Here is a 17,048-nt window from a genome sequence, read left to right as displayed (position 1 = left end):
AATTCCCGCCATGTGCTAGGCATCGCCCGTTAGCGGGTCCCGGTACGCTCCCCCGCAGTGTTAGACGAACGGCCTGCGGTGAAATTGTATTTTTGCTGCCCCTTCCTTTACAATAGAATTGACGGACTTCTAACTAAGCGTGAACTGGAAGCTCCAGTACTGAGTAAGGAGACAGAATATGCTTCAGAAGATTAAAAAGATTGACGGTGCTATTGTAATTGTTCTATTACTGCTGATGGTCATCAGCATTTTCTCTATATACAGTGTGACCCATGGACGAAAAGACCTGGACGGTATGCACATTAAGATGATCAAGTTCTATATCCTCGGCATGGTTGCCTTTCTCGGACTGACGTTCATTGATTACCGGCTGATCGTCAAATATGCGCTATATATCTATATTACCGGGATCGGGATACTGGTCCTGGTCAGCTTTATCGGTAAAACGCAGAACGGCGCCCAGGGCTGGTTGAAGTTCGGCGGATTCAGCCTCCAGCCGGCGGAACTGTTTAAGCTGATCCTGATCCTGTTTCTGGCGGCAGTGCTGGTCCGCAAGAACAAGAACAGGCTGCTCTTCTGGAAGGATGTCGTGCCGCTGGGGTTGCTTACCATACTGCCTTTTCTGATTGTAATCAGTCAAAATGACCTTGGTAATGCGCTCTCCTATATCGTAATTCTGGTGGGTCTGCTGTGGATCGGGAATATTAAATTTTCGCATGCGCTGATTGGTCTGCTGATTATAGCAAGTACGGCGGCAGCCGGAATTATGAGCTATATACACTATCATGATCAGATCAAGACCTTTCTCACAGATATCGGGCGCTCCCATTGGGTGGAGCGGTTCGACCCTTGGCTGGTTCCGGAGAAAGCGACCGCCAAGGCCAGCTACCATACCAAAAACGCCAAGCTGGCAATTGCCTCAGGCGGCATGAGCGGGGAAGGTTATACGCAAGGCAGCTCTGTGCAAACGGACCGGGTGCCTTATACGTATTCCGACTCGATCTTTGTGCAGATTGCTGAGGAGTTTGGGTTTGTCGGTTCGGCGCTGCTGCTGCTGTTGTATTTTATCCTGATTCACCGGATGATTCTAATTGCCCTGGAATGCAAAGACCGTGGCGGCCCGTTCCTGATTGTGGGTATCGTGGCGATGATTCTGTACCAGATTTTTGAGAATATTGGTGCGTTTATCGGACTTATGCCGCTAACCGGCATTACGCTGCCGTTCGTCAGCTTTGGGGGGACCTCGCTACTGATCAACATGGCCAGCATCGGTCTGGTGATGAGTGTGCGGCTCCACGGACGGGAAGTTGAAGAGAATCTGCCGACTCCTGCGGCTTATCCTGCAGCTGCGAAGCAAGGCTGAGAGATGAACGTTATTAAACCGCTGGCTCCATCTGAATGGGGACCGGCGGTTTTTCTTTTGCGGCCTGAGGGAATATATGGACCTATTATAAAAAATTGTATTGGACCCTCAAGTTGCTTTAGAATGTAAAATAACGGAATCCTCCAGTTTAGTGCGATGGATATGCCGGCAAGGCAAAATTCGAATACAGTCAGGAGTCTTCCTATGCTGCAGCGAGTCAAAAAGATAGACGGTGTCATTGTTGTTGTGCTGCTTATGCTGATGGCTGTCAGTATCTTATCGATATACAGTGTAACGCACGGACGGGATGAAGATGGGATGCACCTGCAGATGATCCGATGGTATGGGCTGGGGTTTGTGGCTTTTTTCGGATTATCATTGTTTGATTACCGTTTGCTTGTTAAACTTGCGCTCTACATTTATTTAGGAGGCGTAGGGATTCTGGTACTTGTGAGTCTTTTCGGGACGGTGAAGTACGGGGCGAAGGGTTGGCTTAGTGTGGGATCCTTCAGCTTTCAGCCTGCCGAACTGTTTAAGCTGGTGCTCATTCTGGCGCTGGCCTCTCTGCTGGTCCGTAAAAATAAAAGCCAGCTCCTGTTTTGGCGCGACATTGTGCCGCTGAGTCTGGTGGCCCTGCTGCCATTCGCGGTGGTCATCAGCCAGAATGATCTGGGTAATGCGCTTAGCTATATGGTTATCCTGGTGGGTCTGCTGTGGATCGGCCGGATTAAATGGACCCATGCGCTGATTGGCCTGATTATTGCCGGAGGCGCACTCCTCGGCTTCATTTACAGCTATATCCATTATCATGAGCAAATGACGGATTTTATGAGCACAACCATCGGCCGCGAGCATTTCGTCAAACGCTTCGACCCCTGGCTCGTGCCGGAGCTTGCAAGCAGTGATGACAGCTATCAGACGCGCAATGCCAAAATAGCGATTGCCTCCGGCGGAATGAGCGGAGAAGGGTATCTGCAGGGCGGATCCGTCCAGTCGAATAAAATTCCGGTGATCTACTCGGATGCGATCTTTGCACAGATTGCGGAAGAGTTCGGGTTTATCGGGGCATCGCTGCTCCTGCTGCTGTTTTTTATTCTGATTCACCGGATGATTCTGATCGCCCTGGAGTGCAAAGACCGGGCAGGCCCGTTTCTGATTATCGGCATCGTGGCCATGCTGCTGTATCAGATTCTTGAGAACATCGGTGCGTACATCGGACTTATGCCGCTGACTGGCATTACACTCCCGTTCATCAGCTACGGAGGCACCTCGGTTGTAATCAATATGGCCAGCATGGGCATTGCCATGAGCGTGCTGCTATACGGACAGGATGTAGAGGAGGAGCTGCCAGTACCTGCCTTGCATTTCTGATCGGCCCTAGCTCCACTGGCATTAACAAACTTTTAATAGATTGCTAGGTTTGCAGTCTCTCTTCTCCGGACATACTGAAGACATAAGAGGTTCAGGGAGAGGGGCTGCTGGAAATGAGATTGATATCGCCGGAGAGACAGGATTCCTTGCGGGTAACTTTTAAGTATACTGCTATTTTATTTTCATTTTTGATGGTACTCATGATGGTTTGGGAAGGACAAAAGAGCGATGCGGCTGTAGCGGAGGTTGCGATTCCGCAGGAATCCATCCGCCTGCGTATTCTGGCGAATTCGGACGGAGCCGCAGACCAGCTGGTCAAACGCCAGATCCGCGACAAAATTGTTGAACAGATGAACCAGTGGGTCTCCGCACTTGAAGACCCGCAGAGCCTGGAGCAGGCACGGGCCTTAATCAGACGCCACCTGCCGGAGCTGAACGAACTCGTTGCCGGAGAACTCCAGAAGAGAGGCATCGGGTATGACTATAAAGTTGAGCTGGGCGTTGTTCCATTCCCGACCAAGATGTACGGGGGAACCGTGTATCCGGCAGGAGATTACGAGGCTGTGCGCGTTACCCTCGGGGCAGGGAAAGGACAGAATTGGTGGTGCGTGCTGTTCCCGCCGCTCTGCTTATCGATGCAGGATCCGGTGATGCTGCTGCTAAAGGGACAGAGACTGCTTCTGCCGCGGCGGAGGAGACTGGCGGAAAGATAGCTGCTTCAGACAAAGAGACTGTCCAAACCGTTTCTGCCGCAGGAAAAGCTGCGGGCGGAGAAGCGGAAGCTCCTAAGGTGCGATTCTTCCTCTGGGAGATGCTGCAGAATCTGTGGAACTGGATCAGCGGGTTGTGGGCTTGAGTCACAGTTAATATAGTTGTGGTGCAGTAGGGAGTGGCGGTTCCACCAGCTGGAGCCGTTTTCACGTTGTGCCTCTCAGACACCGTATCCTCTCATGTTCAGTCATGATTGTCCCCTTGTCCGCATATCGTTGTTGTACAAGACTTTCGGACTTTGGGGGTATGGGCATGGCGGGGGTTTATGCTGGGTGGGGCCAGATTGTAACAATTGCCATTATGGCAATCGCACTGGGGATGGACGCATTTTCCCTGGGCGTAGGGATCGGGATGAAAGGCATCCGTCTTTTGCATGTGCTGCAGCTCAGCCTGCTGATTGCTTTTTTTCATGTGCTGATGCCGCTGCTTGGCTTGTTTACCGGCAGTTATGTAGGGCACTTGCTTGGACAAGTCACAACGTATGCCGCAGGCGGGCTGCTTCTGCTGCTGGGCGGACATATGGTGTTTAACTCTTTTCGGAAAGAGGACAGCAGCCGGGCGATTGATCATGGGACGTTCTGGGGAATGCTGCTCATTTCGCTTAGTGTGAGTGTGGATTCCTTCTCTGTAGGTGTGTCCCTTGGAATGTTTGTGAATAGCATAGTTCTAACCGTATTAGCATTTGGGTTATGCGGCGGCATTATGTCCATTACCGGTCTATTGCTGGGAAGGCGGGTCAGCCGCGGACTGGGCGATTACGGGGAAGCGCTGGGCGGGGCGATTCTTCTGGCGTTTGGCTTGCTGTTCATCTTCTGATACAATAACGGCAAAAGAATTTTAATTCATCCTTTCATGGAGGTGGAAAGCATGCTGCATATTTTATTCGTCTGCACCGGAAATACGTGCCGCAGTCCTATGGCCGAGGGACTTTTGCGGAAGCTCGCGAAGGAGCGGGGAATCGAGCTGGAAGTGCGGTCTGCAGGCGTTTCAGCCATTTCCGGCACTTCCGTATCCAGACATGCCGCAGCCATTCTGCGGGACGAAGGAATCAATGATCATATGAGTTCTACCCAGCTTAGCGCGGAGATCGTGAATTGGGCTGATCTGGTGCTGACGCTGACTGGCGGTCATAAACGGCATCTGCTGCAGTATTTCCCGAGCGCAGTATCTAAGACGCATACGCTCAAAGAATATGTCTATAATGAAGAGGCTGTAAATGGTGATATCAGGGAGCTGGACAGCCTGTATGCAGAAGCGGAGCTGAACCTGGCGCTGGGCAAGGAGCCGAAGTCGGCCGATTTGCAGCGGATCATCGAAATAAGGCAGCGGATTCCAAGCTTCGATATTTCGGATCCGTTCGGCGGCTCCCGGGAAGATTATGAACTTACGGCGGCTGAGATCCGTACTGCATTATATAGTCTGCTCGACAAGCTGGAGTCCTTACGCCGTTTGTAAAGATGGTTGATTTTTCACGGGCTATCCTTTAAGATGTAATAAATATTACCCGGTTCCGGTGTAACTGGCGACAAGTGTGGATGAAACCACGATGGAGCACTGGAATAAACGGCCGGTCGCCTGGGCAAAAGAGCACATCCGCAGTTTGCTGCGGACTGCTCTTTTTTGTTTAAAATGTGAGTGTGTATGCGCTTGAGGGAGGCGGAAGTGATGGAAGAAGTCATGAAGCAGGACTCTTGGGAAGAACGTGCAGCCGGCGGAATGCCGGAACAAACGGAGGCTCCGGCGGGTGCGGAGCTTTCCTTGACGGCGGCAACCGCTGCTGTAGTGGCTGAGCTTGCTGAAGCAGGCAAGCTCGGACCCGGCAAAATTCTGGTAGTCGGGGCCAGCACCAGTGAGGTTGCCGGTGTCCGCATCGGCACCGGAGGCGCTCTGGAAGTGGCGCAGCAGCTGCTGCAGGGGATACGTCAGGTTGCTGAGGAACGCGGATTTCATACAGTATACCAGTGCTGCGAGCATTTGAACCGCTCGCTGGTTATGGAACGTTCCCTGCTGGAGTCCCTAAGACTGAGAGAGGTATCGGCTGTGCCCGTCCCGGGTGCCGGCGGCTCGATGGCCGCTGTCGCCTACAGCTTCATGGCTGATCCGGTTCTGGCTGAGACTATCGAGGCCCATGCCGGGATCGATATCGGCGAGACGCTGATCGGCATGCATCTGCGCCGGGTTGCAGTACCCTTCCGGCCGAGCCTGCGCTACATCGGCTCCGCCAGAGTGAATGCAGCCTTTAGCAGGCCGCCTCTGGTCGGCGGAGAACGCGCTGTATACCGGACGCAAGAGACAAACGGTTCCAGGCAGTGTGATTGAAGGAATGGGCGGAAATCAGATTATTAAGAATTATAAAAATTAAGAGCTACTCAGGGAGGAAATAAGAATAATGGAACAATTGCGCAAGAGTGACCCGGCAGTACTGGAAGCAATGGGACTGGAGCTGAGCCGTCAGCGTGCCAACATTGAGCTTATTGCTTCGGAGAATATCGTCAGTGAAGCTGTAATGGAAGCCATGGGTTCTGTTCTTACGAATAAATATGCTGAAGGCTATCCGGGCAAACGCTATTATGGCGGCTGTGAAGATGTTGATATCGTAGAGAACCTTGCCCGTGACCGTGCCAAGCAGCTGTTCGGCGCCGATCATGCCAATGTTCAGCCGCATTCCGGTGCTCAGGCGAATATGGCAGTTTATCTGGCCGCACTCAATCCCGGTGACACTGTTCTTGGTATGAACCTTGCTCATGGCGGGCATTTAACGCACGGAAGTCCGGTAAATGCCTCCGGCCTGCTGTATAACTTCGTAGCTTATGGCGTGCAAGAAGATACATTCCTGATTGATTATGATGAAGTGCGCAAAGCCGCCTTCAAACACCGTCCTAAACTGATTGTTGCCGGTGCAAGTGCATACCCGCGGACTATTGATTTTGAAGCGCTGGGTTCCATAGCTAATGATGTTGGTGCGCTGTTCATGGTCGATATGGCTCATATCGCCGGTCTGGTTGCTGCTGGTCTTCATCCGAGTCCGGTGCCTCATGCCCACTTCGTGACCACGACGACTCACAAAACTTTGCGCGGACCGCGCGGTGGAATGATTCTGTGCAGACAGCCTTGGGCTGCTGCCATTGATAAAGCGGTATTCCCGGGCTCGCAGGGCGGACCGCTGATGCATGTGATTGCGTCTAAGGCGGTATCGTTTGGCGAAGCCTTGCAGCCGTCCTTTAAGACCTATGCCCAAAACGTAGTGAAGAATGCGAAGGTGCTGGCAGAAACACTGATCGGTGAAGGGGTCAACATTGTTTCCGGCGGCACAGATAACCACCTGATGCTGCTCGATACCCGTAATCTGAACATCACAGGGAAAGATGCAGAAAGGGTACTCGATTCCATTGGCATCACTGTGAACAAAAACGCCATTCCGTTCGATCCTACCAGCCCGTTTGTAACGAGTGGCATCCGGATCGGAACCCCTGCGGTTACTTCCCGCGGTATGGACGAGCAGGCTATGGTAACCATTGGCCGGATTATCGCAAATGTTCTGAAGAATCCTAAGGACGAAGCCAAATTGGCTGAAGCTGCCCGTGAGGTAGCTGCGTTAACAGAGCAATATCCGATCTACCCGGGCTTGCAGTACTAAAATTCTGCCTGCAGAATTTAATGAGGCTGAATCTACCTTCGCAAGGACTGTTTCTGGCAGTCTTTGCGGAGTTTTTTTGCTTTTCTGTAGGTAAAAGTTGCATAACGTTCACAATTTAAGTACAAAAAATGTCGAGAAATATTATGAAACGTCTATGAAAGTTCATGGAATTTTCATAAAAAACAGTGAAAATAATGTGAAAAGTATTAAAAGTTTAAATCAGTACAAACTAAGGGCGGTTTATAACCAGAGGGATGGATGTGCTTCCTGAAACTTACTGTGAGCGCGTATTCGATTAAAGTTGCTTTTTCCCGGGCGTTACTTTCCCTTCGGAGGTGAAATACGCACCGGGTGATGATATAATAGACAAGATTTAGCCATGGAAGAAGCAAAAGCGCTTTCTGCAGCTAACAAGACTCATAATTACCGGAGGGACAAGAATGGGAAAATTGGTGATTTGCGATCATCCTTTGATTCAGCACAAACTGACATTTATCCGCGATGTGCGGACCAACACGAAAGAGTTCAGAGAACATGTGGATGAAGTGGCTACACTCATGGCCTATGAGATTACACGCGATATTCCGCTGGAGACAATTACAGTACAGACGCCAGTGGCTGAAACACAGAGCAAAGTGATTTCGGGAAGAATGTTGGGTCTGATTCCGATTCTCCGCGCCGGCCTTGGAATGCTTGAAGGGGTTCTGAAATTGCTCCCTGCAGCCAAAGTGGGACATGTCGGCCTTTTCCGTGATCCGGATACGCTACAGCCGGTAGAATACTACATTAAGCTTCCTACGGATGTGCAGGAGCGTGAGCTGATCGTTATCGATCCGATGCTGGCGACCGGGGGTTCGGCCATTGCGGCAATCACCTCGCTGAAGAACCGCGGATGCACCCAGATTAAAATGATGAACCTGATAGCTGCTCCAGAAGGTGTTGCTGCTGTACAAGCTGCCCACCCTGATGTGGACATTTATGTGGCTGCACTAGATGATCATCTGAACGATCATGGATATATTGTTCCGGGACTTGGAGATGCGGGAGACCGTTTATACGGAACTAAGTAATTAGCGGCATTGTATTATAGAACAAACGCGATAGATTGCTTATCTAGTAGAAGAGAGGTTAGGGGTTTATGTCCAAAATTAAAGTGATGACGATTTTCGGAGTGCGCCCTGAGGCGATCAAAATGGCGCCGCTGGTGCTCGAGCTGAACAGACACCCTGAGCAGATTGAATCCGTTGTATGCGTAACCGCGCAACACCGTGAATTGCTGGACCAGGTGCTGGAAGTTTTCAAGATCGTTCCCGACTATGATCTGGACGTGATGAAGGACCGCCAGACGCTGAATGAAATTTCGATACGCGTGCTGGAGGGGCTGGAACCTGTACTTCGTGAAGCTAAGCCTGATCTGGTGCTGGTGCACGGGGATACGCTGACGACTTTCCTGGCCAGCTATGCCTCCTTCCTGCAGCAAATTCAGGTAGGACATGTAGAAGCGGGACTTCGGACCTGGAACAAACTTTCCCCATATCCTGAGGAAATGAACCGCCAGCTGACAGGCGTTTTGGCAGATTTGCATTTTGCTCCAACGGATTGGTCAGCCGGTAATTTGAGACATGAGAACAAAAAAGAGTCAAGTATCTATATCACAGGCAACACCGTAACCGATGTGTTTCAATATACCGTACAGCCGGATTACCGGCATCCTGTATTGGATTTTGCGGCAGGAAAAAGACTCATTTTAATGACGGCGCACCGCAGAGAGTCTCAAGGCGAACCGCACCGTCATATTTTCCGTGCTGTCAAAAGAATCGCTGATGAATTTGAAGATGTAGCCATTGTTTATCCCGTGCATCCAAGTCCTGCAGTTAAGGAACCGGCTCATGAGATTCTGGGCGGGCATCCGAGAATTAAGCTGATTGATCCGCTGGATGTTGTTGACCTGCACAATTTTTATCCGCATACCCACCTGATATTGACCGATTCCGGCGGCCTGCAGGAGGAAGCTCCTTCCTTTGGAGTTCCTGTGCTTGTGCTGCGTGATACAACCGAGCGCCCGGAAGGGATCGAGGCCGGAACATTGGAGCTAGTGGGGACGGACGAGGAGAAGGTGTATCAACGGACACATGCTCTGCTGACTGACCAGGAACTGTATCAGTCAATGAGTCGGGCCGCCAACCCGTATGGAGACGGCAAAGCCTCCGAAAGAATTGTCAATGCGATTTTGCACCATTTCGGCGCCGTTGAAGAACGTCCGGTGGAATTTCACAGAATGTTCACAAATGATATTTAATGCTGCAAACACTAATAATTGAAATTGAGAATACAGCATACAGTGAAACTGTACGGTTTGTATGGTTTTGAATAATTTTGCTGTGATTATTTTCATGTTTTCATACACTTTTGAGCAATTTTCAATGAATTGACAAAGAGTCTGGATATTCAGTAAAATTAGTTGGGATTGTAGCCTATGAAAGAACAAAAAGATGAGGCCGGACTGGGAAAAACTGCCCTCGTTATTGGCAGCGCAGGTACGTTGCTTGCCGCTTACATTATTATAGGTTATTTTGTGGCAAGGTGGCTTCAACGCCAGATTGACGGCCCTCAGTATTGGCTTGCTATCGGCACAATTTCCGGAATGATTCTGGGGATTATAAATGTCGCCGTATTAATCAAAAAATTTCTGGGGGAGCAAAATGGATAATATGACTCCCATGATCAATGCCGTAACCAGAGTCACAGTAGTCCTGATGGCAGGATTGCTGATGGGATGGGCTCTTCATCATGAGACCCGCGCAGTTACACTGGGGATGTCGCTCGGGTTGCTTGCGGGCATAGTGAATTTCCGTTATCTGGCCGTGAAGGTGAGGCGGGTAGCCGAGTCGGTTGCAAGTAATGAGGGTAAGGCCTTCAGTCTTGGGTTTGTCACACGGATCTGCTTTGCAATTCTGGTTACTATGTTCTCCGTCAGAATTGAGCATTTCCCGCTGGAGGCAACCATTTCCGGATTGTTTCTTCCCCAACTGCTCTCTATTCCAGTAGGGATTTACTTAAGTGTAAGGAACAAGATGTAAGATTAAAGGGAAAGGGGGATGATACCATGCATGACATGCCATTAATCTATTTTGGCAGCATACCAATTGATTTATCTGCTGTTCTGACACTGCTAATCAGCTCGATCATCGTATTCGTTCTGGTTATGCTGTCTGTCCGCAACCTGTCTGTCGACAATCCGTCCAGACTCCATAACTTTATGGAGTGGGTAGTCGAATTTGTACAGGGAATAATCAGCAGCGCTATGGACTTGAAGAAGGGCAAGCCTTACATATCACTGGGATTGACGCTGATACTGTTTATCTTTGTCTCCAATCTCCTTGGTCTGCCTTTTTCCTTCATCACTGAGGCCCATGAGCCGGTGTACATTTTTGGACACGTGATTGAAGCGACCAAAGACCTTGCACACGGTGAACATGTTGAGCTGCTGTGGTATAAGTCACCGACTGCCGATATCAACATTACGGCAGGCCTTGCGATTATCGTTTTCGTATTGATGAACTTCCTGGGCATTAAGCAGAACGGCAAACATTATTTCAAACACTATATCGAGCCGTTTCCAATCTTTCTACCGCTCAACATCATCGAGAACCTTGCTAAGCCTGTAGCGCTGGCCATTCGTTTGTTCGCAAACATCTTTGCCGGTGAGGTTTTGATCACGGTTATCCTGAAGCTGAGTATAGTCAGTATTCCGTTCTTGGCAATCTGGCAGGGCTTCAGTATCTTTGTAGGAGCACTTCAGGCGTTTATTTTCACAATCCTGACGATGGTTTACATCGCACAGATGACTATTCACGAAGAAGAAGCACATTAATGAACTGCCGTGAAACTAAACGGCAATTGTCATTTGGTTTTCGCGGGAGATTTTTATATCATTAAACACACAAAAAAATGAACCGAAATTAAAGGAGGATATTTTAAATGGAATTTTTGGCAGCAGCAATCGCGGTTGGTTTGGGCGCACTCGGTGCAGGTCTTGGTAACGGTATGATCGTAAGCAGAACGGTAGAATCCATCGCCCGTCAGCCGGAAGCACGTAACGCACTGCAGACTACAATGTTTATCGGTGTAGGTATCGTCGAAGTAATTCCTTTGGCAGCAACGGTTATCGCATTCTTGATCATGTTTTCATAATAAACCGTTCTTGCGGTTTGGCGGGGAGGGCAAGTGCCATCCGCGCCTTACTTTTGTATATATCCGCACACCGCGGTAACGGAAAGGAGTGACCACATTGACTATAGTTTGGACCAATATAGTGTTTTCAATTGCTGCATTTGTAATCCTGTATTTCCTGCTCAGTAAGTTTGCATTCAGCAAACTGTTCGGAATCATGGAGAAACGCCGTGAACTCGTGATGCAGCAGATGGATGAAGCGGCTAAGACCAGAGAGCAGGCGGTCGCTTATGTAGAAGAACAGAAGCAAGCTTTGCAGAAGGCCCGCGAAGAGGCTCAGCAGATTATTCAGCAGTCCCAGGCTACAAGTCTTAACCAGGCTGACAAGCTAATGGATCAGGCTAAAGTTGAAGCTGCGCGTCTTAAAGATGAGGCTGTCCGTGATATTGCTAACGAAAAGAACAAGGCTGTGGAAGCACTGCGCAGCGAGCTGGGAACAGCTTCGGTTCGAATCGCTTCCAAATTGCTTGAAAAAGAAGTTAAGGTTGACGGCGAACAGGAACAGCTTGTTGATCAATACCTCAAAGAGGTAGGAGGCCGATCATGAGTCGCAGTACGGTAGTTGCCAAACGTTACGCCAAAGCCCTATACAGTGCCGCGGTAGAAAAGGGCATTACGCTTGAAGTGGAAGAACAGCTTAAGGCAGTAGTCGAGGTGCTTCATTTCGATGAAGAGGTGAAGCGGTTTATTCTTGCACCGCGCATCTCACAGTCCGACAAGCTGAAGGTGCTGCGCACTGTACTTCAGGATAAGCTCTCGGATGTCGTGCTTAATACGGTAGAGATGCTGGTGGAGCGGGGCAGAACCGATATTTTTGCTGATCTGCTTGAAGCGTATGTGAAAATAGAAGGTGACGCCTTAGGTATCGGCGATGCGACTGTATACTCCACATATGTTCTGAGTCAGGAAGAGCAGGATAATGTGGCTAATGAGTTCAGCCAGCTTACAAAACGCAAGATTCGTATTACGAATCTCGTTGACAAGAGCCTGCTTGGCGGATTGAAGGTTGTGATCGGCGATACGCTGTATGACGGCAGTCTGTCCGGCAAACTTACGCGTCTTGAGAAATCTTTTAATGAGAAGCATAGAAGATAGGGGTGAGGATATTGAGCATTAGACCTGAAGAGATCAGCAGTTTGATCAAAAGTCAAATTGAGCAATATAAAGCCGATATTGAAGTTGCCGAGATCGGCACTGTTATTCAAGTCGGCGACGGTATCGCCCGTGTCTACGGTCTGGAAAACGCGATGGCAGGGGAACTGCTGGAGTTCTCCAACGGAGTAGTGGGCATGGCGCTCAACCTGGAAGAAAGCAACGTCGGTGTTGTTATCCTGGGTGAGTACACGGCAATTCGTGAAGGCGATCAAGTAAAACGTACCGGACAAATTATGCAGGTTCCGGTTGGCGAAGCTATGCTGGGCCGTGTAGTGAATGCACTCGGACAGCCGCTCGACGGCAAAGGTCCAATTGCAACCACTGAATTCCGTCCTGTGGAACATAACGCTCCAGGCGTTATCGACCGCAAATCGGTACATGAGCCGATGCAGACCGGCCTCAAAGCGATTGATGCGATGGTTCCGATCGGCCGCGGACAACGTGAGCTTATCATCGGTGACCGTCAGACCGGTAAAACGGCTATCGCAATCGATGCCATCATCAACCAAAAAGGCAATGGCATGAAATGTATCTATGTTGCCATCGGCCAGAAACAATCGACTGTAGCACAGGTTGTTGAAACTCTCCGCCGCCACGGCGCACTGGAGTATACAATCGTTGTAACAGCTTCGGCTTCCGAGCCGTCTCCGCTGCTGTATATCGCTCCATACGCAGGCTGCGCAATGGGCGAGTACTTCATGTACAAAGGCGAGCATGTCCTTGTCATTTATGATGACCTTTCGAAGCAAGCTTCCGCTTACCGCGAATTGTCCCTGCTGCTCCGCCGTCCACCGGGCCGCGAAGCGTTCCCTGGTGACGTATTCTATCTGCACTCCCGTCTTTTGGAGCGTGCGGCTAAGCTTAGCGATGAGCTTGGTGGAGGTTCATTAACCGCGCTGCCATTCATCGAAACACAGGCATCTGACGTATCGGCTTACATTCCAACGAACGTAATCTCGATTACCGACGGCCAGATCTTCCTGGAATCCGACCTGTTCTATTCCGGTCAGCGTCCGGCGATCAACGTCGGTATCTCCGTATCCCGTGTAGGCGGTTCCGCGCAGATCAAAGCAATGAAGAAGGTTGCCGGCTCACTCCGTCTGGATTTGGCCCAATACCGCGAACTTCAGGCATTCTCCCAATTTGGTTCCGATCTGGATAAATCTACGCAGGCCCGTCTGAACCGCGGTGCACGTATGATGGAAATTCTCAAACAGGGTGTTAACCAGCCTCTGGCTGTAGAACATCAGGTAATCAGCTTGTATACAGCTGTCAAAGGCCATTTGGATGATATTCCTGTCAAAGACGTAAGACGTTTTGAAAAGGAATTCCTGGCTTTTGTGGACACCAGCGCTGCCGGAATCGTTAAATCCATCACGGATACTAAAGATTTGACTGCAGATAACGAAGCAGCCCTCAAAGAAGCTATTGATAAATTCAAAAAAGGCTTTGCGACGAGCTAATCGTTATACACATACAAAGTTAGTCTGAACCGGAGCTTTGGCGGCGCCAAAGCTTTGGGATATTCTTTCGAAGATAGCTTTGACTTCGTCAAAGCTCAGTTTACGCTTACGAAGATAGCTTTGACTTCGTCAAAGCTCTAAGGTGGTGAAATCATGGCAAGAAGCATGCGTGATATTAAACGTCAAATCAAGAGCGTTCAAAACACCAGACAGATCACAAAGGCAATGGAGATGGTAGCTGCCTCGAAACTCCGCAAAGCGCAGGAGAAAGCGGAAGCTGCCCGTCCTTACTCGGAGAAGCTGAAAGAGGTCGTATCGAACATTGCTGCCAGTACCCAGGGTGTTACCCATCCGATGCTGGTGAGCCGTCCCGTGAAAAAGACCGCTTATCTTATTGTTACCTCCGACAGAGGTCTTGCCGGTGGATACAATGCCAATGTTCTGCGTATGCTCACGTTGCTGCTGGCAGAGCGGCATGCCTCCAAAGACGAGTATGCTTTGTTCGTAATCGGCCGGAAAGGCCGTGACTTTTTGCGCCGCCGTGAATACCCGATTGTAGAGGAAATCACCGAGCTGTCCGATACGCCGAAATTCTCCGACATCAAGTCGATTGCTTACTCTGCGGTTCAGCAGTTCGAAACAGGCGTGTTTGACGAGCTGTATATCTGCTACAACCGGTTCGTCAATGCCATCAGCCAGGTACCGACGGTTAACCGTCTCCTGCCGATGGATGCAGTAAGCGGAACAGAACACCGCGAAGCAAGCGCAAGCTACGAATACGAGCCTTCACCGGAAGGTGTACTCGGAGTACTGCTTCCGAAATATGCGGAAACGCTGATTTACAGTGCAGTTCTTGACGGCAAAGCCAGTGAGCTGGGAGCGAAGATGACAGCGATGGGCAGTGCAACGAAGAACGCGTCGAAAATGATCGGTGAACTCAGACTTACGTATAACCGTGCCCGTCAGGCAGCAATTACACAGGAAATTACCGAGATTGTGGCCGGAGCGAACGCGCAGTCTTAAGAATTAAGGAACGGATGCCGGATCTGAAGAGAAGGCATTTCCGTTTCTTCTCAATGCAACAGCTTTCGAGGAGGGAAATATTAAGATGAACAAAGGACGCGTTGTAAGCATTATGGGTCCGGTTGTCGATATTGAATTTGAACGCGGCCAGTTGCCCGAGATTTTCAACGCTATCAAGATTGAAACCAGCTTGGAAAACGGCCGCACTATTGATTTGACACTTGAGGTTTCCAATCACCTGGGTGACAATCTGGTTCGTTGTATCGCAATGTCGTCTACAGACGGCCTGGTACGCGGGCTTGAGGTTATTGACCAGGGCGGACCGATTTCGGTTCCGGTTGGCGCAGCTACACTTGGCCGCGTATTCAACGTGCTGGGCAATCCTATTGATAACGGCGCTGAGGTAGTTGCAGAGCGCAACCCGATTCACCGTCTTGCTCCGACATTTGATGAACTGTCGACGCAAGCAGAAATTCTGGAAACAGGAATCAAGGTTATCGACTTGCTGGCCCCTTACGCTAAGGGCGGTAAAATCGGCCTGTTCGGCGGTGCCGGCGTAGGTAAAACGGTAACCATCCAGGAACTGATCAATAACATCGCACAGGAACACGGCGGTATCTCCGTATTTGCCGGTGTTGGTGAACGTACCCGTGAAGGTAATGACTTGTATCATGAAATGACCGACTCCGGCGTTATCAAGAAAACGGCAATGGTGTTCGGACAAATGAATGAGCCGCCGGGCGCACGTCTTCGTGTAGCTCTGACCGGTTTGACCATGGCGGAGTATTTCCGTGATGTGGAAGGCCGCGATACGCTGCTCTTTATCGATAATATATTCCGCTTTACCCAAGCGGGTTCCGAAGTATCAGCGCTGCTTGGCCGCATGCCGTCTGCGGTAGGTTACCAGCCTACACTGGCAACTGAAATGGGTCAATTGCAGGAGCGTATCACTTCTACCAAGAAGGGCTCGGTTACCTCGATCCAAGCGATCTATGTACCGGCGGATGACTATACTGACCCGGCTCCGGCTACAGCGTTTGCCCACTTGGATGCAACAACCAACCTTGAACGTAAAATTTCCGAGAAGGGGATTTTCCCGGCGGTTGATCCACTGGCTTCCAGCTCGCGTATCCTGGCTCCGGAAATTGTCGGCGATGAGCACTACAACGTGGCACAAGGCGTTAAGCAGCTTTTGCAGCGCTACACTGAGCTTCAGGATATCATTGCGATCCTGGGTATGGATGAGCTGAGTGAGGAAGATAAGGTTATCGTTGCCCGTGCCCGTAAAGTTGAACGCTTCCTGTCCCAGCCTTTCCACGTGGCAGAACAATTTACCGGCTTTAAGGGTAAATATGTGCCAATCAAGGAAACTGTGCGCAGCTTCAAGGAAATTCTGGAAGGCAAGCATGATAATCTTCCGGAAGCAGCATTCCTCTTTGTAGGCACGATTGAAGAAGCGGTCGAAAAAGCGAAATCAATGTAACTCTGTTAGATAATGCTTTTTGATAGCGAGCTTTACTTCGTAAAGCTTTGAGGAGGAATAGAAGTGAATACCTTTTTGCTCGAAATAGTCACGCCGGAGCGTCTGGTCTACTCTAAGCAGGTTACCAGCCTGACTGTACGTGGAGTTGATGGCGAGCTGGGCATTTTGCCGGGACATATTCCACTTGTGACTCCACTTCAGGTTGCTCCGCTGACTGTCAAATCGGATGGTGTTGCGACTGTTATCGCTGTTCATGGCGGGTTCGTGGAAGTGCATAAAGACAAGGTGACCGTGCTGGCCGAAAGTGCCGAGCTGCCTACGGATATCGATGTTGAACGTGCCGAAGCGGCTAAAGAACGGGCTCAGCGCCGTCTTCAGTCCCGTAGTAAACAAGATGATATTGATCACCGCCGTGCGGAGCTGGCGCTCCAACGCGCCGTTACACGGATCCAAGTGTCCACTGGAAAAGGACAACAGTAATCATATAAGCGGTCAAGCCTCTGGCTTGGCTGCTTTTTTATTAGATAAGAATTTATATGGTTCAACTCT

At 50.1% G+C, this 17,048-nt stretch carries 18 protein-coding genes, 1 pseudogene and 1 riboswitch; all 19 genes and pseudogenes read left to right on the top strand.

Going from position 1 to position 17,048, the window contains the following annotated elements; genetic code table 11:
• Positions 1-178: 178 nt before the first annotated feature.
• The 19 genes and pseudogenes from AQR02_RS20510 to AQR02_RS20420 all read left to right on the top strand — a co-directional run bounded on the left by AQR02_RS20510 (position 179) and on the right by AQR02_RS20420 (position 16,979).
• A complete protein-coding gene (locus tag AQR02_RS20510; RefSeq protein ID WP_054942307.1) occupies positions 179-1,363 on the top strand; it encodes an FtsW/RodA/SpoVE family cell cycle protein in 1,185 nt (394 codons plus the stop codon).
• Between the two features lie 204 nt (positions 1,364-1,567).
• A complete protein-coding gene (locus AQR02_RS20505) occupies positions 1,568-2,734 on the top strand; it encodes an FtsW/RodA/SpoVE family cell cycle protein (protein ID WP_054942306.1) in 1,167 nt (388 codons plus the stop codon).
• 146 nt (positions 2,735-2,880) lie between these two features.
• Positions 2,881-3,590 (top strand): annotated as a pseudogene (spoIIR, locus tag AQR02_RS20500) (stage II sporulation protein R).
• Positions 3,591-3,757: 167 nt separating this feature from the next.
• Entirely contained in the window at positions 3,758-4,321 is a 564-nt protein-coding gene (locus tag AQR02_RS20495) for a manganese efflux pump MntP (RefSeq protein ID WP_054942305.1), read from the top strand.
• A gap of 51 nt (positions 4,322-4,372) precedes the next feature.
• Positions 4,373-4,960, top strand: a complete 588-nt coding sequence (locus AQR02_RS20490) for a low molecular weight protein arginine phosphatase (protein WP_054942304.1) — start codon at positions 4,373-4,375, stop codon at positions 4,958-4,960.
• Positions 4,961-5,010: 50 nt separating this feature from the next.
• Positions 5,011-5,093: riboswitch (ZMP/ZTP riboswitch) on the top strand.
• Positions 5,094-5,221: 128 nt separating this feature from the next.
• Positions 5,222-5,824 carry a TIGR01440 family protein gene (locus tag AQR02_RS20485; RefSeq protein ID WP_054942671.1) on the top strand — a complete coding sequence of 201 codons (603 nt, stop codon included), beginning with the start codon at positions 5,222-5,224 and terminating at the stop codon, positions 5,822-5,824.
• Positions 5,825-5,891: 67 nt separating this feature from the next.
• Positions 5,892-7,142 carry a serine hydroxymethyltransferase gene (locus tag AQR02_RS20480; protein WP_054942303.1) on the top strand — a complete coding sequence of 417 codons (1,251 nt, stop codon included), beginning with the start codon at positions 5,892-5,894 and terminating at the stop codon, positions 7,140-7,142.
• A gap of 440 nt (positions 7,143-7,582) precedes the next feature.
• The gene (upp, locus tag AQR02_RS20475; protein ID WP_036699222.1) at positions 7,583-8,212 is read left to right on the top strand and encodes a uracil phosphoribosyltransferase; all 630 of its coding nucleotides are present in this window, start codon (positions 7,583-7,585) and stop codon (positions 8,210-8,212) included.
• 68 nt (positions 8,213-8,280) lie between these two features.
• Positions 8,281-9,441, top strand: a complete 1,161-nt coding sequence (gene wecB / locus AQR02_RS20470) for a non-hydrolyzing UDP-N-acetylglucosamine 2-epimerase (RefSeq protein WP_054942302.1) — start codon at positions 8,281-8,283, stop codon at positions 9,439-9,441.
• Positions 9,442-9,618: 177 nt separating this feature from the next.
• Entirely contained in the window at positions 9,619-9,852 is a 234-nt protein-coding gene (locus tag AQR02_RS20465; protein ID WP_054942301.1) for an AtpZ/AtpI family protein, read from the top strand.
• Entirely contained in the window at positions 9,845-10,222 is a 378-nt protein-coding gene (locus tag AQR02_RS20460; RefSeq protein ID WP_054942300.1) for an ATP synthase subunit I, read from the top strand. Before AQR02_RS20465 ends, AQR02_RS20460 begins: the two co-directional genes overlap by 8 nt.
• 26 nt (positions 10,223-10,248) lie before the next feature.
• The gene (gene atpB / locus AQR02_RS20455; protein WP_054942299.1) at positions 10,249-11,016 is read left to right on the top strand and encodes a F0F1 ATP synthase subunit A; all 768 of its coding nucleotides are present in this window, start codon (positions 10,249-10,251) and stop codon (positions 11,014-11,016) included.
• 107 nt (positions 11,017-11,123) lie between these two features.
• Positions 11,124-11,336 carry a F0F1 ATP synthase subunit C gene (atpE, locus tag AQR02_RS20450; RefSeq protein WP_039877624.1) on the top strand — a complete coding sequence of 71 codons (213 nt, stop codon included), beginning with the start codon at positions 11,124-11,126 and terminating at the stop codon, positions 11,334-11,336.
• Positions 11,337-11,433: 97 nt separating this feature from the next.
• Entirely contained in the window at positions 11,434-11,922 is a 489-nt protein-coding gene (atpF, locus tag AQR02_RS20445) for a F0F1 ATP synthase subunit B (protein ID WP_054942298.1), read from the top strand.
• A complete protein-coding gene (locus AQR02_RS20440) occupies positions 11,919-12,470 on the top strand; it encodes a F0F1 ATP synthase subunit delta (protein WP_054942297.1) in 552 nt (183 codons plus the stop codon). The genes atpF and AQR02_RS20440 overlap by 4 nt, the downstream gene beginning before the upstream one ends.
• A gap of 11 nt (positions 12,471-12,481) precedes the next feature.
• Entirely contained in the window at positions 12,482-13,993 is a 1,512-nt protein-coding gene (gene atpA, locus AQR02_RS20435; RefSeq protein WP_054942296.1) for a F0F1 ATP synthase subunit alpha, read from the top strand.
• Positions 13,994-14,146: 153 nt separating this feature from the next.
• The gene (atpG, locus tag AQR02_RS20430) at positions 14,147-15,016 is read left to right on the top strand and encodes an ATP synthase F1 subunit gamma (RefSeq protein ID WP_054942295.1); all 870 of its coding nucleotides are present in this window, start codon (positions 14,147-14,149) and stop codon (positions 15,014-15,016) included.
• An 85-nt stretch (positions 15,017-15,101) separates the two neighbouring features.
• Positions 15,102-16,499 (top strand): F0F1 ATP synthase subunit beta, encoded by a 1,398-nt coding sequence (atpD, locus tag AQR02_RS20425; RefSeq protein ID WP_054942294.1) that lies wholly within the window; start codon positions 15,102-15,104, stop codon positions 16,497-16,499.
• A gap of 63 nt (positions 16,500-16,562) precedes the next feature.
• A complete protein-coding gene (locus AQR02_RS20420; RefSeq protein ID WP_054942293.1) occupies positions 16,563-16,979 on the top strand; it encodes a F0F1 ATP synthase subunit epsilon in 417 nt (138 codons plus the stop codon).
• Positions 16,980-17,048 lie beyond the last annotated feature (69 nt).

Source organism: Paenibacillus ihuae (assembly GCF_001368795.1).
GTDB classification, from domain to species: Bacteria; Bacillota; Bacilli; order Paenibacillales; family Paenibacillaceae; genus Paenibacillus_AQ; species Paenibacillus_AQ ihuae.
The sequence above is the reverse complement of the archived record's forward strand: the minus strand, read 5'-3'. Positions and strand labels throughout refer to the sequence as shown.